This window comes from Pleomorphochaeta caudata (assembly GCF_055395745.1).
This window is the reverse complement of record NZ_AP042458.1, coordinates 61,057-86,107: the sequence shown is the minus strand read 5'-3', so window position 1 is coordinate 86,107 and position 25,051 is coordinate 61,057. Positions and strand designations below refer to the sequence as shown.

Sequence of the window (25,051 nt, the reverse complement as noted above, 5' to 3'; positions counted from 1 at the left end):
GAAATAATATAATTAAATAATAATTGACTTTTGGTTTTATTCGTGTTTATATATAATAAAACAATAAAAAACAAAATAAAAAAGGTGTGTTATGAAAAGATTGGACGATGGGATGGCTTTTATTCTTAAATATAAGAATATTGCTTGGTATGAGAATGGGAAAGTAAGGATATTAGATAGGAGAATTTATCCTATGGAAGTTAAATTTGTTGAATGCACAACATACTCTGAAGTTGCTCAAGCTATAACAGATATGGTTACTCAAAGTTGGGGACCTTATTTTGCTGCGGGTATGGGAATGGCTTTAGCAGCACACCAAGCAAAAGATTTAACTGAAACTGATTTTACTCAATTTATGCATGATGCTGGTATTGCTTTATATACAGCAAGACCTACAACATCAGCTTTTATGAAAGAAATAGTTGAGAAATGTGAAGATGCAGCAATTGTTGCTAAATTACATGGTAAATCTGCTGTAGAAGCAGCATTTAATACAACTGTTGAATATTATGATGAAATATATACCTCTTGCCAAATTATGGGAAAATATTTGGTAAATAATTTTCCTCAAAAAGGTTCTGTAATGACTCAATGTTGGGCAGAGACTGTTGTTGGCATGATGTTGAAATCTATTAGAGAACAAAACAAAGATATTAAATTCTATTGCCCAGAGACTAGACCATACTTACAAGGTGGAAGATTAACCGCAAGTTGTATAAAGGATATGGGATTTGATGTAACAGTAATTACAGATAATATGCCAGGCTATGTTCTAGAAAAGAAAAAAATTGATGTATTTACCTCAGCTGCTGATGTAATTTGTATGGATGGTCATATTGTAAATAAAGTTGGTACTTTCCAAATAGCTTTAGCATGTAATTATTTTGACATTCCATACTATGTAACAGGAAAACCAAATCTAGCTCATCCTGATAGAGCTTCTATAGTAATAGAAGAAAGAGATCCTGAATTAGTTTTACATGCTCTAGATAAGAAATTTACTTATGAAGGCGTTAAAGGTTATTATCCTGCTTTTGATATTACTCCTCCTAGTTTATGTGCTGGTGTAATTACAGATAAAGGGCAATTTAGTCCTGATGAATTAAGGAAGTACTATGAGTAAAAAAGATATAAAAGATATGTATTTAGAAGAAAGGGCAGCAGTAGCTCAAACAATGAATAAATTGTTTGCTAGAGGTTTAACTACTGTCTCTGGTGGCAACGTAAGTTGTAGAATTAATGATGAATTATTTTGTATAACTCCTTCAGCTTTAGATAAAAGTAGTTTAACAGCTGATAAAATAGCAATAGTAGGTTTTGATGGTACAAACTATACTCCTGATTTAAAATTAAGTATAGAAATGGAAATTCATAGATCTTTATTGATTAATAGATCTGATATAAATGCTGTTGTACATTCTCATCCAATTTATGCTTCTACTTTTAGTACAATTGATAGTGAAGAATGCAAAATATTAGCAAAACTAACAGCTGAAGCATATTACTTTATGGGAAATATAATAAACGTACCATATCAACTTATGGGCACCCCTCAATTAGCAAAAGAAGTTGCTAAATATGGTAAAGATTATGATGTAATGCTTATGCAAAATCATGGTGCTATAGTAATGGCTAAAGATCTATTAGGTGGTTTTGATAAAATGGATTTATTAGAAAGAGCTGCTCAAATGACTGTTATTGCTAAACAATTAGAATCTTATGGATTAAATCCAAAAGAATTAAATGAAACACAATGCAAAGAAATTGAGGATATGAGGTAGATAATGGAAAAGGATTTCTTAGAGAAGATAAATGAAAGTGTTTCATACATAAAAAAAAGAATTAATTTTGATATTGAAATTGCTTTAGTATTAGGTAGTGGGCTAGGTGTCTTAGCTAGTGAAATTGAAGATCCAATAATAATTGATTATAAAGATATTCCTCATTTTCCTAAATCTACAGCGCCTGGACATCATGGTAGATTAGTAATTGGTAAAATTAGTGATAGGAATGTAGTATGCATGCAAGGCAGATTTCATTATTATGAAGGATATGATTCAAAGACGGTTTGTTATCCAATTTTCGTATTTAATCAATTAAATATTAAAAAATTAATTTTGACTAATGCTAGTGGATGCTTAAATAAAGAATGGAATGTAGGTGATTTAATGATTATTGAAGACCATATCAAAATTGTAGCTGAAAATCCTCTAAGGGGAAAGAATTATGATTCTTTAGGCCCTAGATTCTTTGATATGTCAAAAACCTATTCCCCAAAAATGATACAAATAGCTAAAGACTGTGCTAAAGAAATAAATCTCCCAATAAAAAGCGGTGTTTATAGTTTTTCTAGTGGTCCAAGTTTTGAGACCTCTGCAGAAGTAAAACTTGCAAAGCTGTTAGGCGCTGATGCAGTTGGAATGTCTACAGTTTTTGAAGCAATAGTAGCTAGTTATTTTCAAATGGAATTATTAGGTATTAGTTGTTTAACAAATATGGCTACAGGTATTAGTGAAACAATACTTAATGAACAAGAAGTTATTGATGCTGGAGAGAAAGTAAAACCACAATTTATTAAATTGTTAAAAAATATAATTGATAAATGGAATTAAAATAATTTAAGGAGAAAAATTATGAAAAAATTGTTGTTAATCTCAATTTGTGTGATGAGTGTTTCATCTCTTCTTTTCGCTAATGGTAGTGCAGAAGAAAAACCAAGTCAAAATGATGGTTTAAATGTAGCCATTATTACAACTCCATCTGGTGTTGATGATGGATCTTTTAATGAAGAAAACTACAATGGTATTCTTTCTTTTATTGAAAAGAACCCAGGTTCAACTGTAAAACCTTTAAGAGAACCAAGTGGTGATGTAGCTAAAGCATTAAAAGTTGCAGCAGATGTTGTTGCAGAATATGATGTTGAAGTTTGTACTGGTTTCCAATTTGCAGGTATTTCTGAATTAGCAATTGATAACCCTGATACTAAATTCATCTTAGTTGATACTTTCCCAACAGATCCTAGTAATCCAGCTGGTAGTGTTGTTTTAGACAATGTTTATGCAATGCAATTTGCTGAACAAGAATCAGGTTTCTTTGCAGGTATGGCTGCAGCTTTAGAAACAAAAACAAATAAAGTAGCTGTAATCAATGGTGTTGCATATCCTTCAAACGTAAACTATCAATATGGTTTTGAATGTGGTGTAAAATATGCTAATGCTAAATATGGTACAACTGCTGAATGTGTTGAATTAGCTTCTCAAGCAGGTACTGATGTAACTGGTGCTAATGTTGGTGGTAACTATGTTGGTTCTTTCGCTGATGAAGCAACTGGTAAGATTGTAGCTAATCAATTAATTAATGAAGATTGTGATATTTTATTCGTAGCTGCTGGTGGTTCTGGTAATGGTGTATTTACTGCTGCTAAAGAATCAAACGGCGCTGTTAAAGTTATTGGCTGTGATGTAGACCAATGGGATGATGGTGTTGTTGGTGATGACAATATCATTTTAACTAGTGTTCTAAAAGTTATGGGTATTAACGTAGATAGAACTTTACAAAAAATTAAAGATGGTACTTTTGTAGGTAAAAACGAAGTATTAAAAGCTGATACTGATTCAACAGGTTTCGTAAAGGCTGATGGTCGTCAACAATTAAAGGCTGACACTATTGCTAAATTAGATGAAGCTTATGCATTAGTTAAAAATGGAACAATTGTTCCTGCTTCTAACTTTGGTGGATTTACCCCTGAAGAATTTCAAGTAAATTAATCTGAATAAATGGTTCATTACTCTTTTTGAGTAATGAGCCTTTTGAGGTACCTTTATGAATAATAATTTTGTTGAATTAAAACATATCACAAAAGCCTTCCCGAATATTGTTGCAAATGATGATGTTTCTCTTGAGGTGAGAAAAGGAGAAATTTATGCAATATTGGGTGAAAATGGGGCTGGAAAATCAACATTAATGAGTGTTCTTTTTGGATTATATGAACCGACTTCAGGAAGTATTTATATAAATGGTGAAGAAGCAAAAATTGAATCACCTTTAGATGCCAATAGACTACATATAGGGATGGTTCACCAACATTTTAAATTAGTTGATAACCAAACTATTGCGGAAAATATTATTTTAGGAATTGAACCGTTAAAAAAGAAATTTGGAATCTTTCCAAAAATTGATCTAAAAAAAGCAAATGAAGAAGTTGCTTTATTATCAAAGAAATATCATCTAGAAGTAAATCCTACCGACTTAATTCAAGATGTAGCTGTTTCTACTAGACAGAGAGTAGAAATACTAAAAATGTTATATCGAAACGCTGAGTTATTAATTTTCGATGAACCTACAGCAGTATTAACTCCTCAAGAAATTGAAGCTTTATTAGAAATTATAAAATCACTTAGAGATAGTGGAAAAACAATAATTATAATAACCCACAAACTTGATGAGATTAAGAAAATTGCTGATAGATGTGTAATTTTAAGAAAAGGAAAATTAATAGATGTTTTAGATGTTGCTACAACAACTACTAAAGAAATGGCAGCATTAATGGTCGGTCATGATATTTCTTTGGAAATAAATAAACAAGAAAAACCTTTTGGTAGAAATGTTTTAAAAGTAGATAATATAAATGCTTTTAATAATGATGGAATTCAAGTTTTAAAAAATATTTCCTTTAATGTTAGAAGTGGAGAGATATTAGCAGTTGCTGGGGTCTCCGGTAATGGTCAAGTTGAAATTGCTGATGCAATAGCAGGTTTAATTGATATCTCAAGTGGTAGCATTTACTTAAAAGATGAAGAAATTAATTCTTTATCAATTAGAGAAAGAAATGAATCTGGGATTTCTTACATTCCTGAAGATCGTCATAATGTAGGGTTAATGTTAGATTTTAATCTATCAGAAAACCTTTGTTTAAAGCAGTATTATAAAGAACCCTTTTGTTCAAAAAATGGTGTTTTAAATTTTGATGAATTTAATAAAATCAGTGATGAATTAATAGAAAATTTTGATATTAGATGTGGTAAAGATGGACACAATACAATCGTAAGAAGTATGAGTGGAGGTAACCAACAAAAAGCAATTGTAGCTAGAGAAATCCATAGTGATGGAGATTTAGTTATATTTGTTCAACCTACTAGAGGCCTTGATGTTGGAGCAATTGAAATCATACATTCTCGAATTGCTGATTTAAGAAATAGAGGTAAAGCAATATTATTAATTTCACTAGAATTAGATGAAATTATGTCTCTTGCAGATACTATTTTAGTTATATATAACGGTGAAGTCCAAACAATTGAAGATGCTAAAAAATTGACAAAATCAAAAGTTGGCGAATACATGATGGGGGTTCACAATAATGTTAAATAATAAAAATATTTTTAAGAGAAGTTTTGCCACTATTTGTGGACCTGGAAAATATCAAGTATTACGTATTTCTCTTTTTTGTTTACTATTAAGCTTACTAGGTGGTGCCATTTTATTATTGCTATTAAATAAGAATCCTCTTGTTGCATATCAAAGTTTGTTACAAGGTTCTGGCTTATTACCAAAAGCAAAATATCCAGGTAGAAAAAATCAAATTACTGATTTACTAAATTTGTTGAATTATACCGCTCCAATGATTTTTGCATCTCTATCAGTTGCAATTGCTCTAAAGTGTGGATTATTTAATATCTGTGTTTCAGGAATGATGATTTTATCAGGATTTGTTGCAACAGTTTTAGTTGGATACAGTGATATTACTTCAATAGTAGCTAAGATCTTAGTTGTTTTAATTGGTATCGGAGTTGGAGCTGCAATGGGAGCCTTGATAGGGTTCTTAAAATATAAATTTAATATGAATGAAGTAGTTGTAGCGATTATGTTTAACTATATTGTTAGCTATATTGTAAGTTTCTTTATTCAAACAAAGTTTGTTGATCCTATTACAAGACAAAGTGTTGAAATTAATCAAAGTGCTAGATTAACACTGATGGATGTTGAAGGCTTTGGACTGAGAATGAATATTACCACGATATTCCTTTTTGCAATTATAGTTGTTTTTGTAATTAAATTTTTACTAGAAAAAACTAAATTTGGTTTTGAATTAAAAGCTGTTGGTGTAAATCAAAGGGCTTCTAGATATTGTGGAATGAAAGTTGGAAGTACAATTGTAAAGACCATGGTAATTTCAGGAGCTTTGGCAGGTTTAGCTGGGGTTTCCTACTACTTAGGTAGTTATGCTTCCATTCAACCTAGAGTTGTTCCTCAATTAGGTTTTGATGCAATAGCTGTAGCCTTGTTAGGTAATATGGCTCCTGTTGGATGTTTCTTTGCATCAATTTTAGTAATGATTTTTGATTGTGGTACTGCATATCTTTCTTCAAGATTAGGTGTATTAAGAGAAATTGCAGCTTTAATTACAAGTATCTTATTATTGTTTAGTGCTTGTAGTGGATATTTTAGAATCAAAGCTAATTCTATAAAAATTGAATTGTTAAAAGAAGGAGGCAAAAATGAATAATATTATAATAGAGAGTATGGCATTTACATTGCCTCTGTTCATAATTTCAATTGGTGGTATCTTTTGTGAAGGTAGCGGGGTAATTAACTTAGCTCTAGAAGGTTTACTTGGAATGGGAGCTTTCTTTGGAGGCTTTATTGTTGCCTTACTTACCAATGCATTTGTTAATTCACAAAGTTCATTAGTATATTTATCTTTGTTTGCAGCAATGGTTGGTGGTGCTTTATTTGCAATGCTTTATGCTTTAATAGTTTTAAAATTACAAGCTAATCAAGTTATAAGTGGTGTTGTAATAAACATGCTATCAGTTGCCTTAACTGCTTTTTTAACGAATCAATTAAATATTTCAATTTTTGGACAATCTTCAAATAAATTTATGTTATTTGTTTTCCCTAGGGTTACTGTTCCTTATTTAAGTCAAATACCAATACTTGGAGCCTTTTTTACCAATGTATATGTCTTTGAATTTATTATAGTAGTAATTGCTTTATTCATGGCTTATTTACTATATAAAACTCCATTTGGTATGAGATTAAGGGCTTGTGGAGATAATCCTCAGGCTGTAGCCGCTGCTGGGAAAAGTGTTATTAAAATTAGATTTATTGCAATTTTAATAAGTGGAGCCATGTCAGGCCTTGGTGGTATGTGTTTTGCATATTCAATTTCAACAAATTTCTCACCAAGTATTTATGTAGGTTATGGATACTTAGCAATTGCAGCATATATTTTTGGTAACTGGAAAATCCCAAATACTTTATTAGCCTGTCTAATATTTGGTTTTGCTAGAAGTATTGGATATTTCTTTGTACAAAAGCTAGGGTTCCCAAGCAGTTATAGTGACTTGGTTTTAACCTTCCCATACATATTAACTTTATTGTTATTATTATTCTTCTCAAAATCTAATAAGGCACCAAGAGCTTTAGGAGAAGTATACGATAAGGGAAAGAGATAATAAGCATTTTTAAGATCTTAATTGATTAAAAATATTATAGAGGAGATGCAGAATAATATTCTGTAGGAGATGAGTATGAAAAAAATTAATTACGTTTTAGCAATTTTTTTAATTGCTATTGGCCTTAGTTCTTGTACAACGACAAATACAGTTGTTCAAAGTGAAGTAAAAGATGATCAACTATTTTTAGCAACTAAGTACGATTTATCTTTTGATGCTGCTCAATTTGCAAATGCCGATTTTGTAAAAGAAGCACAAGCTATTAGTTCTAAAGATTTATCAGGAGTAAGTGATGTTATTACAGCATTAGTAAAAGCTTCTGATTTCGAAGAATTAGCTTTAACTTATTCTGATGAAAAAGCTCAATCTAGATTAGATGCTTATGGTTTAAAAAGTATTGGAGACTTAGATGCAAAATATGTTGCTTGTGCATTAGATGCTCATTTAATTGATGTATCTTTGTTAAAAGATGTTGTAAGCGGTAATGCATTATCTAATGAAACTGCAGCAACTTTATTAATGAATATTGCTCAAGTAAATGGTGTTGCAAGACATTACATTGGAAAAGTATCTGATGAAGATATTATGAATAGAATTGCTACAGCTTTTGATTCTTATTATATCTATACTGATGATAATTTAGATATCGTTGGTAAAGAATTAGTTAGAGAAAAAGCTTCTACTGGTTATAATTTAAAGAAAGATGGTGAAGATGCTAATTTCTTACCTGCTTTAACTATTAAATATGGTCATAGTGAAGAAAAACATTTAAAACAATTAGTTGCTTTATTAAATAGTGAAGGCATTGATGCAAAATTACAAATTGAACCAAAAGTATCTATTTATCAATATTTACTAGAATGGGGTCCAATTCCTGAACCAACATATTCTTATTATATTGAAAAATATAGTGATGATTTATACTTAGTTCACGCTTTAGAATATGATGCAAAATTTGAATTTGATAATGAAGCAGATTTATTAAAGTTTAATAGTATTATTGAACAATATTCTAAGAAGAATAGTGAAAACCAAGCAGATGGTAGTGATGTTAAATTAATCTCAGGTGCATGGTGGCAACCACTTTATAGCACAGTAGATATGCATGATGATACAGCTTATAAAGCAATTTATGACTGTGTAGCACAAGAAGGTGGTTATTCAATTCATCCTTTCTGTTTAGAAGAAAATAAAGATGCACTAAAAACAGAAATGAGAACTTTCACTGATGCTACAATTGATTTACAAAAATTCTATGTAAATAATGCTTTCTATCGTTATTTATCAGGTGAATCATTTGAATAAAAATTAAAAATTATAAATTGATTAACAATAATTTTTTTGGAACTATTGCTTTTATTAGTGGTAGTTCCATTTTTTGTTTAATTATAAGAAATGTATTGTTTTATAATAACTTGTGCTATTATGTATTTATATTTATTAATAAATGATAAAAATAATAAATTTCAAGGAGTTGATATTGGACATTAAAGTAGATGAAAATTATAGTTTTAGATTTGCCACTAATTCTGATTTAGATTTAATTATAGATTTTATATCTAAATTAGCAAAAGATAAAAATAAACTAGATATCTTAGATATTGATCGACAAACATTAAAATATTGGCTTTTTGATAGAAATTTAGTTAATGTTTTTTTCTTAACTATTAATAATAAAGAAATTGGTTTTGCAATATATTTTTTTAACTTCTCTCTTTATAAAGGAAAGAGTGGAATCTTTTTAGAGGATATATATATAACTGATGAATATAAGCATAAAGATTATGATAAGATAATGTTTAAAAAATTATGCCAAATTGCCTTAAGAAATAATGTTGATACAATAGAATGGACCTGTTTTGCTGGTGATGAAGATTGTATTAATTTCTTTGATCTAATTGGAGCAAAAGAAATAAGTAGAGAGAAAATTTATAAACTTGATGGTGATAAAATAGAAAAATTAGTTAATTAAAGGGCATAAAAAAACCAAAAGATTAATAAAGAATATTTTTCTTTTGGTTAGATGTTTTAAATCCACTTAACAACTTTATTAGCGAATTTTTCTTTATAACTATTATCAATTATATCCTCAAAGGCTTTAAAATAATAATCACCATTTTCATATATAATATCAAAGGTAAAAGAATCCCCAATCAATCTTGATGCTACTGAGCAAGATACTAATCCATTATCATCATAATAGTGTATATTAATTGATTTAATATAACAGTAAAGTGGTGAAATATATGGATATGTTAAATCATCATTATATCTTCTAACAAATTCTTCTTTGCTAATTTTATTTTTATAGTCCTCAGTAAAAAGGGAATAGATTATTAATGGGTTTTGATCATTAATTGCCTCCACAAATTTTTGAGATCTATTACTAGCTCGAGTAAATGTACAATTATCCCAATAAGAATTAGCTGATGAAACTTGTGTGGTTGTACAACTTGAGAGAAGTATAAAGATACTTAATATAAAGATGTATTTCGTTGTTCTTTTCATATGTTTTTCCTTATTTTTTTTCTCTACTATATGGTTGAGTAAAATATGATGGGAATTTTACGTATTTTGAAACTCCCAATAAAACTACTACCGTTAGTATGTATGGAAGAGCTTGTAATAATTGAATTGGAACTGCAACTCCAATAGATTGGAGTCTCATTTGAAGTGTATTAGCAAATCCAAAGAGTAGTGCTGCAAAAAGAACTCTAATAGGTAACCATCTTGCAAATACTACTACAGCTATTGCTATAAAACCTCTACCAGCAATCATTTGGTCAGTATATGTATTCATATATCCAAGTGACATAGAAGCTCCAGCAAAACCTGAATATAAGCCTCCAATTAATATACTTTGGAATCTGATTCTATTTACTTGAATTCCTTTTGAGTCTGCAGCTCTTGGGAACTCTCCAACAGCTTTTATTTTTAGTCCATAAGAGGTTTTATTCATAACAAACCAAGTTATTGCAACTAAAAGAAGCATAAAGTAGAAAGTAAAGTTATGGTTGAAAAGAATAGGTCCTATAAATGGAATTTTAGTTAAAAATCCAAAATTAATAGGCTTAAAGTTTTCAATTACAGGTGGTAATTCTCTAATACCAAAAACAACTCTATATAAATATGAACTAAGTCCAGTTGCTAACATTGTTAATGCTGTACCAGAAATTACTTGATTTGATTTTAATCTAACAGTTAAAACAGCCATTAAAAATGAATAACAAATACCTGAGACTCCGCCAATAATTAAGGCAAAGGTTAAACTCTTTGTTAATGCTGCTGCAACAAAACTCATTAAACAAGAAAATATCATAGTTCCTTCAACAGATAAATCTAAGGTTCCTGATTTTTGTACATATACTTGACCTAAAGCCGCTAAAATAATAGGGATACTAGTTCTTAAGGTTCCAACAAAAAGACTTATTATAAAACTGCTATTCATTATTTTTCCCTCCTGTTTTCAACGATTATTTTAGAAGCTACTACAAATACAATTACAAGTGCTTGGATAATAGTAACTAAGGAATATGGAACTCCAATATATCTTTGCATACATTGTCCTCCTACAGTTAATGCTGAGAAAAAGAATGCTGAAAATACTATTCCAATAGGATTTAAATCTCCTAAAAGTGCTACAACAATAGCAACTGAACCTAAGGATCCGGCAATATTATCTTGCAATCTACCATGAATACCTAATACATCTATATAACCTGCAATTGCAGCAAATGCACAAGAGATTCCCATGGTTAACATTATTTGTAGGTTAACTGAAATTCCACTAAGTTTAGCAACATTTGGATTTGCTCCAATCATTTTAATTCTAAAACCTTCTTTTGATTTCCAAAAGAAATAAAGGAGAACTACTAAAATTAAGGCTAAAAATAAACCTGTATGTATTCTAGTTCCTCTCATTAATTTTGTAAAAAGTACATCTTTTGCTATTAATTTTGATTGTGGGAAATTATGTCCATCAGGATCCATTAAAGGTCCATATACTAGATAGCTTAAAAACAATGCAATAATGTAATCAAACATCAAAGTTGTAATTACTTCATTCGCATTTAGTTTTGCTTTGGCAAGCCCTAAAAGGCCACCAAAAATCATACCAACTATTATTGAAAGTATAAAAGCCATAACTAATTTTAACCATGTTGGACCTGGCATATATACACAAACTACAACTGTAGCAATACAACCTAAAGTATATTGCCCATTTCCACCAATATTCCAAAGTTGTGCCCTAAAAGCAACAGAAGTACCTAATGCAATTGTTAATATTGGAATCATTTTAACAAGAGTTTCTGAGATTCCATAAGCTGAACCAAAGGCTCCATTAAATAATGAGATATATGATTCAATTGGATTAAAATGACTTAGTAATAGTATTAAAGCACCTACTGCAAAAGCAAAAATTATAGATAATAATGCAGGTAAAAAGTTTTTTATTTTATTCACTTTTTTTCTCCTCATTTAGGCCAGCCATCATTCTACCGATTTTTGCAATTCCGCAATCTGGTTTTAAAATTCCCATAAACTTACCTTTGAAAATAACAGCTATTCTGTCTGCTATTTGAAATATTTCTTCTAAATCTGCTGAAATTAACAATACAGATCCCCCTGTATTTCTTAATTCAAGCATTTGATTTCTTACATATTCCATTGCACCAACATCTAAACCTCTTGTAGGATGGGATGCAATTAATAGGGCAGGACCTCTATCCATTTCTCTTGCTAAAATAACTTTTTGCTGATTACCCCCAGATAATTGGTTTGCCTTATCTTCATTATCTTGGCTTTTGATATTGTACTTTTTAATCATTCTATCAGCTTGAATTTTAGCAACTTTTTTAGAAACAAATATTTTATTGGCTATAGGTTCTCTTTCATAAGTTTTTAAAATTAAGTTATCACTTATGGACCAATCCATTACTAATCCACTTTTTTGTCTGTCTTGTGGGATGTATGAAATTCCATTTTTGATTCTATAATTTACATTAGTTTTGCTTATTTCTTTATCTTTTAAAATTATTGATCCACTATCCATTTTATTTAAACCAACAAGTGTTTCACATAATTCTTTTTGACCATTACCATCAACTCCAGCGATTGCAAAAATCTCACCTTTTTTGATGTCAAAACTAATGTCATCTACATATTTAATATTATCTTTTGAATAAGATAAATTTTTTACCTCGATTATTTTTTCAGTGGCTTTTATAGTTTCTTTTTCAAAATCAAAAGAAACATCTCTACCAACCATTAATCTTGATAATTCTTGAGTACTAGTATTTTCATTAATTGGATAACATCCAATTAAATCTCCGTTTCTTAGTACAGTAACTTCATCAGCAATATCCATAATTTCATTTAAATGATGGGTAATAATTATTATGGACTTACCATTCTTTTTTAATTCTCTCAATATTACAAATAAATCTTCAACTTCTTCAGGTGTTAAAACTGCTGTGGGTTCATCTAATATAAGAGTATTTGTTTTTTTATATAAAGCTGAAAGTATTTCTACTCTTTGTTGTTGTCCAACGGATAAATTTTCAATTACAGATGTTGGATTAACTCCTAGATGATATTTATCAGATAATGCTTTAATTTTATCATTTGTTGATTTTGGATTTAAAAGAGGAAAGTTTTCATCCTCGTTTGCTAACATAACATTTTCGCAAACACTCATATTTTTTATCAACATAAAATGTTGATGAACCATAGATATTCCTCTTTTCATTGATTCTTGAGGTGAGTGTTCTAGATTTAAGGGTTCATTGTCAACTAAAATTGAGCCTTCATCGGCGACACTTAGACCAAATAGTTGGTTCATCAATGTAGTTTTACCTGCACCGTTTTCACCAAGTAATGCATGAATACTGCCTTTTTTTAAAGTAAAATCAATTTTATTGTTTGCAACTAATGAACCAAATCTTTTTGTGATGGCTTTCATTTCTATTGCATTCATTTTATTATCTGTATTCTCCTAGAGAATTAAGCTGTAATTGCTTTTTAATTGGGTAAATGATATTTCAGGGAAGAAATATTCTTCCCTGAAAAGATTTATAATTATTTTTCAAAGTCAGGGATAACTATAGCACCGCTTTTTATATCGCTAATTGCTTTATCCATTTTTGCAAATACTTCTGGATCGAATTGATCTTTGAATTGATGATAATCAGCTACTGATAAACCACCATTTTCAACATTGATCCAATAGAATTTTTCTTGACCCATGAAATTGTCAGCTAATACATCGTCTAGAATTTGGCGAATTACTAAATCCCATTTATAGTTAATACCACTAACAACGTTGTTTTCTGCTAATACATATTGGCTTGTGATATTTGATAAACAGTATTTGTTTGCTTCTAATGCTGCATTTACAACACCAAGACCAATACCGTCACCACTATGCCAGATTACATCAACGCCACTGTCGTACATACCAAGAGCGCCTTCTTTAGCTTTAGCTGCATCTCTCCAGTCCCCTGTGTAGAATTCTTGAATTTCTACATTTGGGTTTGCAGCTTTTGCTCCCATTTTAAATCCTTCATGACCTCTGTAAATTTCAGAAGCATCAGCACCACCGATAACACCAACTTTACCAGTTTCAGAAATCATTGATGCTAAATAACCCATTAAATAACCACCTTGTGCTAAATGAACATCATAAACACAAGTGTTAGGAGCTGTTTTATAACCTGTACCTAATGCGAACATAGTATCTGGGAATAATTCAGCAACTTTAATGATTGGTTCCATGTATTGGAAACCATGACCAAAGATTAAGTCATAACCGCGAGAAGCAAAATCCATTAATGCTGGTTCAATATCAGCAACTTCATAAACATCTTCTACATAAGTTACTTCAATTTGATCTGCATATTCACTCTCAACTTCTTTCATACTCTCATACATAGCTTGGTTAAAGGAAACGTCGTCTTTTTTACCAGGTAATAAAAGGGCAACTTTTAATTTACCATTATCTTCACTAGAAGCAGCTTCTTTTTGTCCAGCTGCAAATAGCATTGAAGATCCCATTAAGATAAGAGTTAAAAATAATACAACACTTTTTTTCATATTTTTCTCCTTTCCGAATAAATCCGGATAAAACAATTTCTTAATTATCTAAAGTCATTAAAACTGTTTCTGCTGTGGCTGGGTGTTTTAAATAAATTCTTTTACTTGTAGCACTCGCTATAGCATCACGAATAGCATTAAATACTGAGATTCCATATAATAAAGGAGGCTCTCCAACACCTTTATTTCCCAATACTCCGCAAATTTCGTCATCAGTTTTTACTAAATCTATTGTCAAATCTTCAGGTAAGTCTTCTATAAGTGGAACTTTATATGTTGCAAAAGAAGAGGCGAGTTGTTCACCTTTTTTACCATGAGGTAATTCTTCCATTGTTACATATCCCATTCCTTGTACAAAACCGCCTAAAACTTGACCTCTATCAATTTCGTAATTGAGGATATTTCCACCTTCATGGCGAATATGGACTTTATCTATTTTGTATATACCTGTTAATGTATCGATTGTTACTGTGGCTAAAGCTACTCCGTTAGTAAAATATGCAAAAGGAGTTCCTTTACCAGTTTGCATATTGTATTGTAGTCCTGGGGTAGCATAATGAGCTTGAGCTCCTAATTTAACTCTATTGAAATAGCAAAAAGTAACTAATTCTTCAAAGCTTATTTTTTCATGCTGACTTCTAATGTCATATACTTGATCTTCTTCGATTCTTATATAATTTGGAGCAGGGGCTAAATCTAGTTTTGCTTTAAAAAGATTGCTTGCTGCTATCTTTAAATTATCCAAAATTTCTAAGGCAGCTAGTCTTGCTGCAGCTCCGTTTATATCAGTACCTGTTGATGCAGCAGTTGAGGCTACAGTTCCAATTCTATGGGAATTAGTTGATTCACATTTAACTCTATCAGCTTTAACACCTAAGGTTTTTGCAACTATTAATTCTACTTTAGTAAATAACCCTTGTCCCATTTCGATACCACCATGTGATATTGAAACAGATCCATCACTAAATATATTAATTAAAGCATTTCCTTGATTTAAGAAGGTTGCAGTAAATCCTATTCCATATTTTATTGGAACAATACCTATCCCTTTTTTACTATATTTATGAGATTTATTATAAACTTCTTTTTCTTTTAAAAGTTTTTCATAATTACAATCAATTAATAATTGATCTAAGATTTGAGGGACTCGAACTTCTTCCATAATCATATCATATGGAGCTTTTTGTCCGTCTTTTAGGAAGTTTATTTTTTGTATTTCTAAAGTTGTTTTTCCAAGTTTATATGCTATTTGATAAATAATTTCTTCCATTACTAGGGTAGCTTGAGGTGCACCAAAACCTCTAAATGCAGTATTAGGTGGTAAATTTGTTTTACAACTACAACCTCTAATCCAAGCATTTTCAAAGTAATAGCTATTACAAATTCCTAAGACTGCTCTTTCCACAATTGCTACTGTGAAATCTTCAAAGTATCCACCGTTTGCATATAAATCAACATTAAAGGAAGTTATAACACCATTATCATCAAAGCCAACTTTATAAAAAGTTTTGTATGGGTGACGCTTGCCTGTAATCTTTAAATCATCAGATCTATCTAATACTAGAGCACAAGGTTTATTTGTTAGATAAAGCCCTAGTGCAGCCATTGCCGCCCAGCTAGTACCACCTCTTTCTTTTCCACCAAAGGCTCCACCAACTCTGTAAACATCAACTTCAATTTGACTTTCTTTTTTGCCTAAAACTAAAGCAGCAACTTGTTGAACATCACTTACAGCTTGAGTCCCACATTGTATCTTTATATTTTGTCTAAATGTATCATAGGATGCATATGCTCTTTGTGTTTCAAGGTATGCGTGTTCTTGTCCCCCGGAAGAGAATTCACCTTCAATTACATATTTTGATGTTTTAAGTGCTTCTTGACTGTTTCCACAAGCTACAACCATAGGTTTTTCATAGAAGTTGTTTGCTTCAATTGCTTTATCTAAATCAACTATATAATCATCATCAACTTCAATTTCAACAATTACTTTTCTAGCGGCATCAATTGCTGCATTTTGAGACTCTGCAATTACAAAACCAACAGGTTGTCCTAAATAATTTACATAATCTTCAGCTAATAATGGTTCTTCTTCTCTTCTTACTGCACCTTGAGCATTTTTGCCAGGTATATCAGAGGCTATAATGCCTCTGATATATCCGTCAAGTTCTTTGCAAGGTGAAAAATCAATTTTTAAGATTTTGCCTTTAGGCTCAGGGGATACAATAGGGTAAATGTATTGATAATTTATATAGCAATCAGATTCACCGTTAAAGGGCATAGTTCCTTTTATTAAATCTTTTAAATTTTCTTCTCTTTTATTCATACCCTAAATCTCCCCATTGATAAAAGCAAAATGCTTAATTATATGATTCTGTATTAGTTTTACTCTATACTCTTTAGATCCTCTAACATCACTCAATGGCCTATATTTTAATGAAATATCCCTTGCTAATATTTCAATGCTTTCTTTTGTTTCTAATGTTCCTAAATCTTCTAAAACTACATATTCAGCAATTCCACCAAATGCAATTTTAAAATCTAGAATTTGATTATTTTCTTTTATATAGCTTGCACAAGAATTTACACTTGCTATATCAACAGCATTTCTTTTTGCTGTTTTCTCCATATGATATTCTTTCTTAAATGAAGAGGTTGGAATTACTATTTTAGTAATAACATCTCCACTCTTTAATTTTGTTTGTTTGTAGCCTGTATAGAAATTACTTATTGATTCTTCTCTTTCTTCATTCCTATTTAGGATTATTAGTTTTGCTTCGTATGCCATTAATAAAACAACTCCATCAGCAATTGGAGAAGCATTAGCAATGTTCCCTGCTAGGGTTGCTAAATTTCTTACCTGAACTGCAGCAATTTCTTTTAAGCCTTCAGCAAAGACTTTTGCTTTCTCTTGAACTATTGTTGAATTAATAATAGAAGTTAATGAGGTTGCCCCACCAATAATTAAACCTTCTTCAGTTAATTCAATATTTGTCATTTCTCTTACTCTTGAAACATCAATAACATTAAATAGTTTTTCTCTTGTTAAATGACGTTTTGCTGAGATATCACTACAACCACAGATGATCATAGATTCAGGTTTTTCTTTGATAAAAGTTTCTAATTGTTTAATATCTGTAGGTAATAAATAATCTCCAGCACTTATACTTGCATCCATTTCTAATAGTTGTTTCTCACAAGATCGGATTTTTTTTGGTACAATATCGTAATTAGGATTTTCATTTAAATAAGAGAGTACTTGTTTTGCTGCTTCTCTAATACCTTCATATCCTGTACATCTGCAGATATTTCCATTTAATGCATTAATCAAATCATTGTAGGATGGAATTTCTCTATTTGCTAAAAGAGCAAACATAGACATACTTATTCCAGGAGAGCAAAATCCACATTGAAGGCCGTGTTTTTCAATCATTGCAGTTTGAATGAGATTTAAATCTTCATTCTCCATTTCAATTCCTTCAATTGTAATAATATGAGTACCTTGTATTTTACCAACTGGCATTAGACAAGAGTTAACTGCTTTATATTTTATAGTATTGTTTTCCCTATAAGCTAGGGTAATGGTACAAGCTCCACAATCTCCATCTCCACAACCTTCTTTTGTTCCCGTCATCCAAAGATTTTCTCTCAAAAGATCTAAGACTCTAGATTCAGGGTCTAATTTCTTTTCTATTAAATCTCCATTTAGGAAAAATGAAATTTTGATTTTTTGCATATATATATCCTTTTTTTAGTTTCTATAAATAATCGTCATATACATTTTGCTTTCTAAGTTGACTTAATTTTATATGTTCTGTATCAAAGAAAGCTTTTACGCTCATAATTGGCTCTTGGGTTAGTGTGTAATAAATAGAAGCCATTTGAATTAAAGGTTTATGTTCAAGGGCTTTTTTATATTTCTCAAAATTTGTTGGTATAGCAGAAGAAAGAGTAGCTGTTATTTCAACAATGTCATTTTCAACTACAATAAATGCTTTGTCTTTTAAAAAGTCAAAAGTTGATTGAGTAACATCACTTTCACTTATTTTTATATCAGAAAAATATTTATATGGAACTGTGTCTATACAAAATATTACAGGTTTATCGTCTGCATAAAAGACTTTATGGATTCTTAGAAGTTTATCATTATCTTCAAGATTTAGATTTTCTATACTGTATTTATCGGCATCAATTATTTGATAATCAATTAATTCTACAGAAGCTTTAAAGCCACAAGCTTGGATTGATTTTAAGAATTCTCTTGCAGGAGTGAATCTAAATTTTAGATTTGTAAAATTCTTATTAATGTATGTGCCTTTACCATGGATTGAATATATAATTCCATCGTTTCTAAGTTCTTTTAAAACTTCTCTTAAGGCTATTCTACTAACTCCAAGTTCATTAGCAATAGTTACTTCACTAGGCAACTTTAATTCTCCAATTTTAGAAGATTCTGCAATATACTGTACTAATGAATTTTTTAATTCGCTAGTTAGTTTAGTGCTCCCAATTTTGTTAAATTTAAGTTCTTTTTTCAAAATTTACTCCTGTATGGTAAGAGGTAAGACCTCTTACTTATTTTCATTTATATAATATATTTTTTTTCTAATCAATAGTTTTTATTGATTCTCATTCTGTAAAAAAAAGTATAATGGAAATTAATAAAAAAAACTGCTGTGTAACAAAAAATTACACAACAGAATTTTAATTGCAAAATAGTTAAGTTATTTACACATCTCTAGAATCTTTTCTACGTCTTTAGGATATAGGGTAACAAATCCTTTGATTGAGTCATATTGGCAAGCTTTCTTTGCCATGATTTCGAATTTTTCATCACCAATATTTAATTTTGATAATGAATCATCAAGATGTAGATCTTCGTATAAGAATTGTTTTAGTTTTGCAATTGATAATTTAGCAACTTCCATAGCATCTAATTTTTCATCAATGTTAAATACATTAACACCAAATTGTTTAAATTTAGAAGCTGTGGTTTCATTTAGTGCATATTCTAGCCATTTTGGAGTTATAATAGCTAAACCAAGTCCATGAGTGATATCATAATATGCTGATAATTCATGTTCTATTGGGTGACAGGTCCAATCATGAGTTTTACCACCACTTACAAAGCCATTAATTGCCCAGGATGAAGCCCACATTAAATTAGCTCTTGCTTCATAATTATCTGGACTATGATAAGCAATAGGAGCATATTTAATTACAGTTTTCATTAATCCTTCCATTACTGTATCTAGCATATATAAATCATTATCCATATTAAAATATACTTCTAATATATGGTTTAATATATCTGCTGAACCACAGGCTGTTTGATATTTACTTACTGTATAGGTTAAAGTTGGATCTAAGAAAGATACTTTTGGACGTAAAGGAGGGAATGCTAAACCAATCTTATCGTTAGTTTCTAAGTTTGTAATTACCTCGTTTGGATTCATCTCTGAGCCAGTTGCTGATAAAGTTAATATTGTAAAAATAGGGAGTGCTTTTTTTACATCAACTTTATTTAACATAATATCCCAAGCATCTCCATCATAATAAGTTGCTGCTGCAATTACTTTAGTACAGTCAATTACTGAGCCACCACCAACAGCTAATAAAACATCAATATCTTCTTTTTTACAGATATCAGCACCTTTATTTACTGAAGTTACACGTGGATTAGGTTCAATATTAGCTAGTTCAAATATTTCAAGACCAGCTTTAGTTAATTCTTCAACTACTCTTTGATATAGACCTACTTTTTTTATACTTCCTCCACCATAAGTTAATAATACTCTCTTACCGTATTTTTTTATTTCAGGACCTAAGTGTTCTAATTGATCTTTTCCAAAGTAAACTTTTGTCCCAATATCATAAATAAAATTATTCATAATAACTCCTTTGTTTATAAAGATTTGTTATGTATATAATTTACTGCTCTTTAACTTAGTTATGAATGCCTAAAAAAATAAATTTTATTGCCTAATCCTCTAAATCTGAAAGAAAATATAATAAAAAAGATTGTTTTTCTTGTTTTATCCTATATTATTGAGAGTAAGGAGATTTATTTATGGAACGTAGCTATGCAATTAATTATATTAAGGAAAGTCATTTAAAAGAGGGCTTTAATGATACCATCCTAGATGGAGTTAGAATTTTCAAAAATGATTATTCACTTAATAGACAATTATTAGATTATAATCCTGGTATTTTAATTGTTTTAAATGGAATAAAGCATGGATATATTAAAAATACTCGTTTTGAATATAGTAAGAATTATTATTTAGTTTTACCAACTCATTTACAATTTGAATGTGAAGCTGAGGCGACTAAAGAAAATCCTGTATTTGGACTTCATCTTGAATTAGATATTGAAATGCTTCAAAACATAATTTTAAAAATGAATATTAAATCTCCAATAGTAAATGTAAATACTTTTAAAGCAAATCCAATAAAAATTGATGATAGAATTGAAAATGCAGCTTTAAGACTTTTAGAAGCCTTAAAAAATGAAACAGATGCATATATTCTTGGTCCTTCAATTATTAAAGAAATCTTTTATTATGTACTTCAAGGAGAAAATTTAGGTATCTTATATTCGCTTTGTTTAAATGGTAGTGATTATGATAGATTAGCTAGAGCCCTAAAGATTATCCACACTGATTTTAAAAATCATCTAAGTGTGGAAAGTTTAGCAAATGAATGTTATATGAGTCCCTCAAATTTTTATAAAGCTTTTAAATCAGTTACGGGGGAAACTCCTATTCAATATTTAAAGAAAATCAGATTAAAAAAAGCTAAAGATATGCTAGAATATAACAATTATAAAGCATGCGAGGTTGCTCTAAATGTTGGGTATGAGAGTGTATCTCAATTTTCTAGGGAATTTAAAAGATTATATGGGCAAACTCCTGCTACTTATAAAATTCAAAATAAATAGGACTTAAATTATGAAAATAGCAGATATGCATTGCGACACTATTGTTGAGATATATAATAATGATTTTTCATTAGCTAAAAACAAATTACATATCGATGTTGAGAAAATGAAAAGAGCTGATTACTTATTACAAAATATGGCTATCTTCTTAGATTGTACTAGAGAAAAAAATCCAAGTGATGTAGCAAAAAAAGTTATAGAAAGATATAATAGTGAAACAGAAAATAATAATATAAATAGGGTATATAAGTATTCAGATATAGATTTTGATAAAATAAATACTATGTTAACAATTGAAGATAGCACTATCGTCCCATTTAATCAGTTAGAAGAATTTTATAATCTTGGAGTTAGAATGATAACTTTAGTTTGGAACTATCCAAATGAAGTAGGATTTCCTAATTTAGATGGTTATAATTTAAACTCAATTGAAGATTTATTTAGAGTTGATAATGATAATGGCTTAACAAAACACGGTATAGAATATGTTAAGAAAATGGAAGAATTGAATATAATAGTAGATGTCTCTCATGGCTCAAATAAACTAGTAACTGATTTATTAGATGTATGTAGTAAACCTTTTGTTGCAAGTCACTCAAATTCATATAATATAACACCAGTTGGCAGAAATCTTAATGATGAATTGATACTAAAATTAATAGAAAAAGAATGTGTAATGGGAATGAATTTTTGTACAGAATTTATAAATGCTAGTGCAAAAGAGTCAACCATAGAAGATTTAATTAAGCACGTAGATCATATTTTAGATCTTGGAGGGGAAAATTCAATAGGTTTTGGTTCAGATTTTGATGGCATTGATTCCCTCTTAGAGATAAAAGATTCTAGTAACATGCAATCAATTGTTAAGGCTTTTGAAAAAAGATATACAAAAGATATTGTCAAAAAAATCTGTTATGAAAATGTTTTAGCCTTATATGAGAAGACAATTTCGTAATAAAAATGAATAAAAAAAACAATTATTATTAATATAAACCCATAGATATGACATAAGTTTTTAAGCTAAAATGTTAGGAGTATATCAATTAGTTTCATATAGCAAATAAATTCTATACATTTGTGTAATAGCACAAATTTATACAGTGTAACTAACGAAAAAATATATTGTCCTAATATAAAATATTTTATTTTGAAATTATTTATTGTAAGAAAAGTATAATACCAATAAGTGTTATACTTTTTTTTATATTTTGACATAAATTGAAATTAATAGGCAACTTTGAGGTATGTTTTTTTTCACAAAAATTAGTACTTTTTTTTGATAAAAAAAATTTGACAAATAATTTTTCTTGGTATAGATTGTCAATACGGGGTGTGTGTGTACGTTAACACACTTTAAATTAAAAAGGAGGAACTATGAAAAAAGTTTTAATTTTATTAATGTCACTATTATTAATAAACTCGTTTGTTTTCGCTAATGGACAAGGCGAAAGTGGTGATGATCAGATCACAATTGGTGTTTCAATCTGGAGTTCAACTGATACTTTAGGTAGCCAATGTAAAAGAATCTTAGATAAAGCAGCTGATGCTTTAGATGTTCAAGTTAAGTATATTGACCAAGGTCATATCTCAGAACAAGTAACAGCTTCTGCTGAAACTCTATGTGCAGCTGGTGTTGATGGTATGATTATATGTAACTCAGCTTCTGCAGAAATGACATCAGTAATTAACACCTGTGATGATAATGGTGTTTATTGTGCTCAATTCTTTAGAGTAATCGATCCTGTAGCAAATCCAAATGAATATGCCTTAGCTAATCAATCAAAATATTTCTTAGGTGCTGTTCATGAAGATGAAGTTGCAAACGGTGCAAATTTAGTAAAAATCTTATGTGAAAAAGGTAATAGAAAAATAGCATTAGAAGGCTGGGAAGCTGGGGATGCAACATTCCTATTAAGATGGGAAGGTTATAAAGCTGGTGTAAAGGAATGGAACGCCAAACATCCAAATGATAAAGTTGTTTTATTAGAACCTCAATATGGCGGAACTACTAGCGATACTGGTAGAGCTACAGCTGAAGCTATTATTAATGCTAATAATGATATTGATGCCTTAATTGTTGCTGGTGGCGGTGGTGATACATTAGTCGGTGCTTTAGCAGCAGTTGAATCCTTAGGTCTAAAAGGTAAAATTGATGTTGTATCAACAGACTTCCTAGCTGATTTAGATACACAATTGCAAACTGGTGGTATGGCAGCAGAATCTGGTGGACACTATTGTGACCCATTATTTGCTTTCATGTTAGTTTATAACACTATCACTGGTAAATATACTCCACCTACAAATTCATTTGCTGATATTAAATTCCCTTATTTGTATGTAGCATCTCCTGAAGATTATCAAGACTATGCAACATACTTTGTAGACCAACTCCCATACAATGATGAGGAAATTAGAGCAATGGCAGATATGAGTTTACAAGAATTAATGGATACAGCTTCTAAGTTGTCAATTGAAGATGTAAAATCACGTCGTTAAGCAATGTTGATTATGTGGGCTAAGCCCACATAATCATTCTATTTAAGAATATTTATATGATTTTACATAAATATTTGGATCTAAGAATTACTATTTGAGGTTTATATGGATGGATTTTTGGCCAAATTAAAAAGAAACAGATTTTATGGAATTTTGGTTCTATTAATTCTAGTTTTATTTTTTTGGAGCGTGTTTAAAATTTTATCACCACATAATTTTGGAACTAAAAAATTATTAGGTGATTATTTACAAACAAGTATCCAATATGCTGTAGGTGGATGTGGATTTTACTTCATTGTTGTAATGGGCATGTTTGACATGAGCATTGGGGCAAATGTTGTTTTATCTTCTTTAGTAGGTGTTTTACTTTCAAGATATATGGGTTATTGGGGACTAATTATAGGCTGTCTATTATGTGGTGCTTTAGTTGGTGTTTTCAATGGCGTTTTATATTCAAAATTAAAAATTCCTTCAATTATTGTTACCGTAGGTTTAATGCTAATTTTGGAGAGTGTTGCAAACTATGTTGTTGGTCTCGATACTTCTGGTTTCCCAGGGAAATTAACAGATAGTAGAGTATTAGCAATAGGGCAAGCTCCTTTTAATTATATTATAGCCTTTGGTTCATTTTTCTTATTAGCTTTTATTTTAAGATTTACAAGAATTGGAACTTATTGTAATGCAATAGGAAGCAATGAATTTGTAGCTAAGAATATGGGTATTAACGTATCAAGATATAAATTTATTGGTTTTGTGTTATTGCATTTCTTTGTTGGTATTATGGCTTTATTAACTGTTACTTATGGACGAGGAATGTTAGCTGTTACTGGAATGTCTTCTATGGATAGAAACTTTCCCCCATTGATGGGAACATTTTTTGGGATAGCCTTTAAAAAATATGGTTGTCCTGTTACTGCAATAGTAGTTGGGGAATTTATTATTCAGTTAATTTTTAATGGTTTAGTTGCTATGAATATACCAACTACAATTAATGACTTTATTACAGGTGCAGTATTATTGATTATTGTTACTTTGACTAATAGAGGCCGAATTGGCAGCGTTGTAAAGTAGG

General features: G+C 30.0%; 22 protein-coding genes. 13 read left to right on the top strand and 9 right to left on the bottom strand.

The genetic code is table 11. The annotated features are described in order from the left end of the window. Positions 1–91 precede the first annotated feature (91 nt). The 9 genes from ACZ5RS_RS00400 to ACZ5RS_RS00360 all read left to right on the top strand — a co-directional run bounded on the left by ACZ5RS_RS00400 (position 92) and on the right by ACZ5RS_RS00360 (position 9,426). The gene (locus ACZ5RS_RS00400) at positions 92–1,123 is read left to right on the top strand and encodes a s-methyl-5-thioribose-1-phosphate isomerase (RefSeq protein WP_464636887.1); all 1,032 of its coding nucleotides are present in this window, start codon (positions 92–94) and stop codon (positions 1,121–1,123) included. Continuing rightward, the gene (locus tag ACZ5RS_RS00395) at positions 1,116–1,781 is read left to right on the top strand and encodes a class II aldolase/adducin family protein (protein WP_464636885.1); all 666 of its coding nucleotides are present in this window, start codon (positions 1,116–1,118) and stop codon (positions 1,779–1,781) included. The genes ACZ5RS_RS00400 and ACZ5RS_RS00395 overlap by 8 nt, the downstream gene beginning before the upstream one ends. Before the next feature lie 3 nt (positions 1,782–1,784). After that, positions 1,785–2,612 (top strand): purine-nucleoside phosphorylase, encoded by an 828-nt coding sequence (locus ACZ5RS_RS00390; RefSeq protein ID WP_464636883.1) that lies wholly within the window; start codon positions 1,785–1,787, stop codon positions 2,610–2,612. Between the two features lie 21 nt (positions 2,613–2,633). After that, positions 2,634–3,767 (top strand): BMP family lipoprotein, encoded by a 1,134-nt coding sequence (locus tag ACZ5RS_RS00385; RefSeq protein ID WP_464636882.1) that lies wholly within the window; start codon positions 2,634–2,636, stop codon positions 3,765–3,767. Positions 3,768–3,822: 55 nt separating this feature from the next. After that, positions 3,823–5,367 carry an ABC transporter ATP-binding protein gene (locus tag ACZ5RS_RS00380; protein WP_464636881.1) on the top strand — a complete coding sequence of 515 codons (1,545 nt, stop codon included), beginning with the start codon at positions 3,823–3,825 and terminating at the stop codon, positions 5,365–5,367. After that, positions 5,357–6,502, top strand: coding sequence for an ABC transporter permease (locus ACZ5RS_RS00375; protein ID WP_464636879.1), 1,146 nt, complete (start codon positions 5,357–5,359; stop codon positions 6,500–6,502). The genes ACZ5RS_RS00380 and ACZ5RS_RS00375 overlap by 11 nt, the downstream gene beginning before the upstream one ends. Beyond that, positions 6,495–7,454: an ABC transporter permease gene (locus ACZ5RS_RS00370; RefSeq protein WP_464636877.1), complete on the top strand. Its 960-nt coding sequence runs from the start codon at positions 6,495–6,497 to the stop codon at positions 7,452–7,454. Before ACZ5RS_RS00375 ends, ACZ5RS_RS00370 begins: the two co-directional genes overlap by 8 nt. 75 nt (positions 7,455–7,529) lie before the next feature. Next, on the top strand, positions 7,530–8,759 hold the full coding sequence (locus tag ACZ5RS_RS00365; protein WP_464636876.1) for a hypothetical protein: 1,230 nt from the start codon (positions 7,530–7,532) through the stop codon (positions 8,757–8,759). Between the two features lie 175 nt (positions 8,760–8,934). After that, complete coding sequence (locus ACZ5RS_RS00360; protein WP_464636874.1) at positions 8,935–9,426, top strand: GNAT family N-acetyltransferase; 492 nt, start codon at positions 8,935–8,937, stop codon at positions 9,424–9,426. A 56-nt stretch (positions 9,427–9,482) separates the two neighbouring features. Here ACZ5RS_RS00360 and ACZ5RS_RS00355 read toward each other — a convergent pair whose 3' ends face one another. From ACZ5RS_RS00355 to ACZ5RS_RS00315, 9 genes are all read right to left on the bottom strand, one after another. Further along, positions 9,483–9,962 carry a hypothetical protein gene (locus tag ACZ5RS_RS00355; protein WP_464636873.1) on the bottom strand — a complete coding sequence of 160 codons (480 nt, stop codon included), beginning with the start codon at positions 9,960–9,962 and terminating at the stop codon, positions 9,483–9,485. A gap of 10 nt (positions 9,963–9,972) precedes the next feature. Next, positions 9,973–10,902 carry an ABC transporter permease gene (locus ACZ5RS_RS00350; protein WP_464636871.1) on the bottom strand — a complete coding sequence of 310 codons (930 nt, stop codon included), beginning with the start codon at positions 10,900–10,902 and terminating at the stop codon, positions 9,973–9,975. Further along, the gene (locus ACZ5RS_RS00345; RefSeq protein WP_464636869.1) at positions 10,902–11,918 is read right to left on the bottom strand and encodes an ABC transporter permease; all 1,017 of its coding nucleotides are present in this window, start codon (positions 11,916–11,918) and stop codon (positions 10,902–10,904) included. The genes ACZ5RS_RS00350 and ACZ5RS_RS00345 overlap by 1 nt, the downstream gene beginning before the upstream one ends. Then, positions 11,911–13,431 carry an ABC transporter ATP-binding protein gene (locus ACZ5RS_RS00340; protein WP_464636868.1) on the bottom strand — a complete coding sequence of 507 codons (1,521 nt, stop codon included), beginning with the start codon at positions 13,429–13,431 and terminating at the stop codon, positions 11,911–11,913. Before ACZ5RS_RS00340 ends, ACZ5RS_RS00345 begins: the two co-directional genes overlap by 8 nt. Before the next feature lie 101 nt (positions 13,432–13,532). Further along, on the bottom strand, positions 13,533–14,546 hold the full coding sequence (locus ACZ5RS_RS00335) for a BMP family protein (protein WP_464636866.1): 1,014 nt from the start codon (positions 14,544–14,546) through the stop codon (positions 13,533–13,535). A 40-nt stretch (positions 14,547–14,586) separates the two neighbouring features. Next, positions 14,587–16,869 carry a molybdopterin cofactor-binding domain-containing protein gene (locus ACZ5RS_RS00330; RefSeq protein WP_464636864.1) on the bottom strand — a complete coding sequence of 761 codons (2,283 nt, stop codon included), beginning with the start codon at positions 16,867–16,869 and terminating at the stop codon, positions 14,587–14,589. 3 nt (positions 16,870–16,872) lie between these two features. Further along, positions 16,873–18,279: an FAD binding domain-containing protein gene (locus ACZ5RS_RS00325; protein WP_464636863.1), complete on the bottom strand. Its 1,407-nt coding sequence runs from the start codon at positions 18,277–18,279 to the stop codon at positions 16,873–16,875. Between the two features lie 22 nt (positions 18,280–18,301). Then, positions 18,302–19,081, bottom strand: coding sequence for a GntR family transcriptional regulator (locus ACZ5RS_RS00320; RefSeq protein WP_464636861.1), 780 nt, complete (start codon positions 19,079–19,081; stop codon positions 18,302–18,304). Between the two features lie 186 nt (positions 19,082–19,267). After that, positions 19,268–20,434: an iron-containing alcohol dehydrogenase gene (locus ACZ5RS_RS00315; protein WP_464636859.1), complete on the bottom strand. Its 1,167-nt coding sequence runs from the start codon at positions 20,432–20,434 to the stop codon at positions 19,268–19,270. Between the two features lie 179 nt (positions 20,435–20,613). Here ACZ5RS_RS00315 and ACZ5RS_RS00310 point away from each other — a divergent pair, with 179 nt between their 5' ends. The 4 genes from ACZ5RS_RS00310 to ACZ5RS_RS00295 all read left to right on the top strand — a co-directional run bounded on the left by ACZ5RS_RS00310 (position 20,614) and on the right by ACZ5RS_RS00295 (position 25,050). Next, positions 20,614–21,483, top strand: a complete 870-nt coding sequence (locus tag ACZ5RS_RS00310; RefSeq protein WP_464636858.1) for an AraC family transcriptional regulator — start codon at positions 20,614–20,616, stop codon at positions 21,481–21,483. Between the two features lie 10 nt (positions 21,484–21,493). Continuing rightward, positions 21,494–22,438, top strand: coding sequence for a dipeptidase (locus ACZ5RS_RS00305; protein WP_464636856.1), 945 nt, complete (start codon positions 21,494–21,496; stop codon positions 22,436–22,438). A gap of 419 nt (positions 22,439–22,857) precedes the next feature. Next, positions 22,858–23,979, top strand: coding sequence for a sugar ABC transporter substrate-binding protein (locus ACZ5RS_RS00300; RefSeq protein ID WP_464636854.1), 1,122 nt, complete (start codon positions 22,858–22,860; stop codon positions 23,977–23,979). A 105-nt stretch (positions 23,980–24,084) separates the two neighbouring features. After that, on the top strand, positions 24,085–25,050 hold the full coding sequence (locus ACZ5RS_RS00295) for an ABC transporter permease (RefSeq protein WP_464636852.1): 966 nt from the start codon (positions 24,085–24,087) through the stop codon (positions 25,048–25,050). The last annotated feature ends 1 nt before the right edge of the window (position 25,051 follow it).

Coding starts and splice junctions, on each gene's coding strand:
- ACZ5RS_RS00330 (WP_464636864.1), bottom strand. CDS start 16,869: ATGAATAAAAGAGAAGAAAATTTAAAAGATTTAATAAAAGGAACTATG.
- ACZ5RS_RS00380 (WP_464636881.1), top strand. CDS start 3,823: ATGAATAATAATTTTGTTGAATTAAAACATATCACAAAAGCCTTCCCG.
- ACZ5RS_RS00295 (WP_464636852.1), top strand. CDS start 24,085: ATGGATGGATTTTTGGCCAAATTAAAAAGAAACAGATTTTATGGAATT.
- ACZ5RS_RS00310 (WP_464636858.1), top strand. CDS start 20,614: ATGGAACGTAGCTATGCAATTAATTATATTAAGGAAAGTCATTTAAAA.
- ACZ5RS_RS00375 (WP_464636879.1), top strand. CDS start 5,357: ATGTTAAATAATAAAAATATTTTTAAGAGAAGTTTTGCCACTATTTGT.
- ACZ5RS_RS00340 (WP_464636868.1), bottom strand. CDS start 13,431: ATGAATGCAATAGAAATGAAAGCCATCACAAAAAGATTTGGTTCATTA.
- ACZ5RS_RS00325 (WP_464636863.1), bottom strand. CDS start 18,279: ATGCAAAAAATCAAAATTTCATTTTTCCTAAATGGAGATTTAATAGAA.
- ACZ5RS_RS00350 (WP_464636871.1), bottom strand. CDS start 10,902: ATGAATAGCAGTTTTATAATAAGTCTTTTTGTTGGAACCTTAAGAACT.
- ACZ5RS_RS00355 (WP_464636873.1), bottom strand. CDS start 9,962: ATGAAAAGAACAACGAAATACATCTTTATATTAAGTATCTTTATACTT.
- ACZ5RS_RS00395 (WP_464636885.1), top strand. CDS start 1,116: ATGAGTAAAAAAGATATAAAAGATATGTATTTAGAAGAAAGGGCAGCA.
- ACZ5RS_RS00305 (WP_464636856.1), top strand. CDS start 21,494: ATGAAAATAGCAGATATGCATTGCGACACTATTGTTGAGATATATAAT.
- ACZ5RS_RS00315 (WP_464636859.1), bottom strand. CDS start 20,434: ATGAATAATTTTATTTATGATATTGGGACAAAAGTTTACTTTGGAAAA.
- ACZ5RS_RS00300 (WP_464636854.1), top strand. CDS start 22,858: ATGAAAAAAGTTTTAATTTTATTAATGTCACTATTATTAATAAACTCG.
- ACZ5RS_RS00370 (WP_464636877.1), top strand. CDS start 6,495: ATGAATAATATTATAATAGAGAGTATGGCATTTACATTGCCTCTGTTC.
- ACZ5RS_RS00400 (WP_464636887.1), top strand. CDS start 92: ATGAAAAGATTGGACGATGGGATGGCTTTTATTCTTAAATATAAGAAT.
- ACZ5RS_RS00365 (WP_464636876.1), top strand. CDS start 7,530: ATGAAAAAAATTAATTACGTTTTAGCAATTTTTTTAATTGCTATTGGC.
- ACZ5RS_RS00335 (WP_464636866.1), bottom strand. CDS start 14,546: ATGAAAAAAAGTGTTGTATTATTTTTAACTCTTATCTTAATGGGATCT.
- ACZ5RS_RS00390 (WP_464636883.1), top strand. CDS start 1,785: ATGGAAAAGGATTTCTTAGAGAAGATAAATGAAAGTGTTTCATACATA.
- ACZ5RS_RS00385 (WP_464636882.1), top strand. CDS start 2,634: ATGAAAAAATTGTTGTTAATCTCAATTTGTGTGATGAGTGTTTCATCT.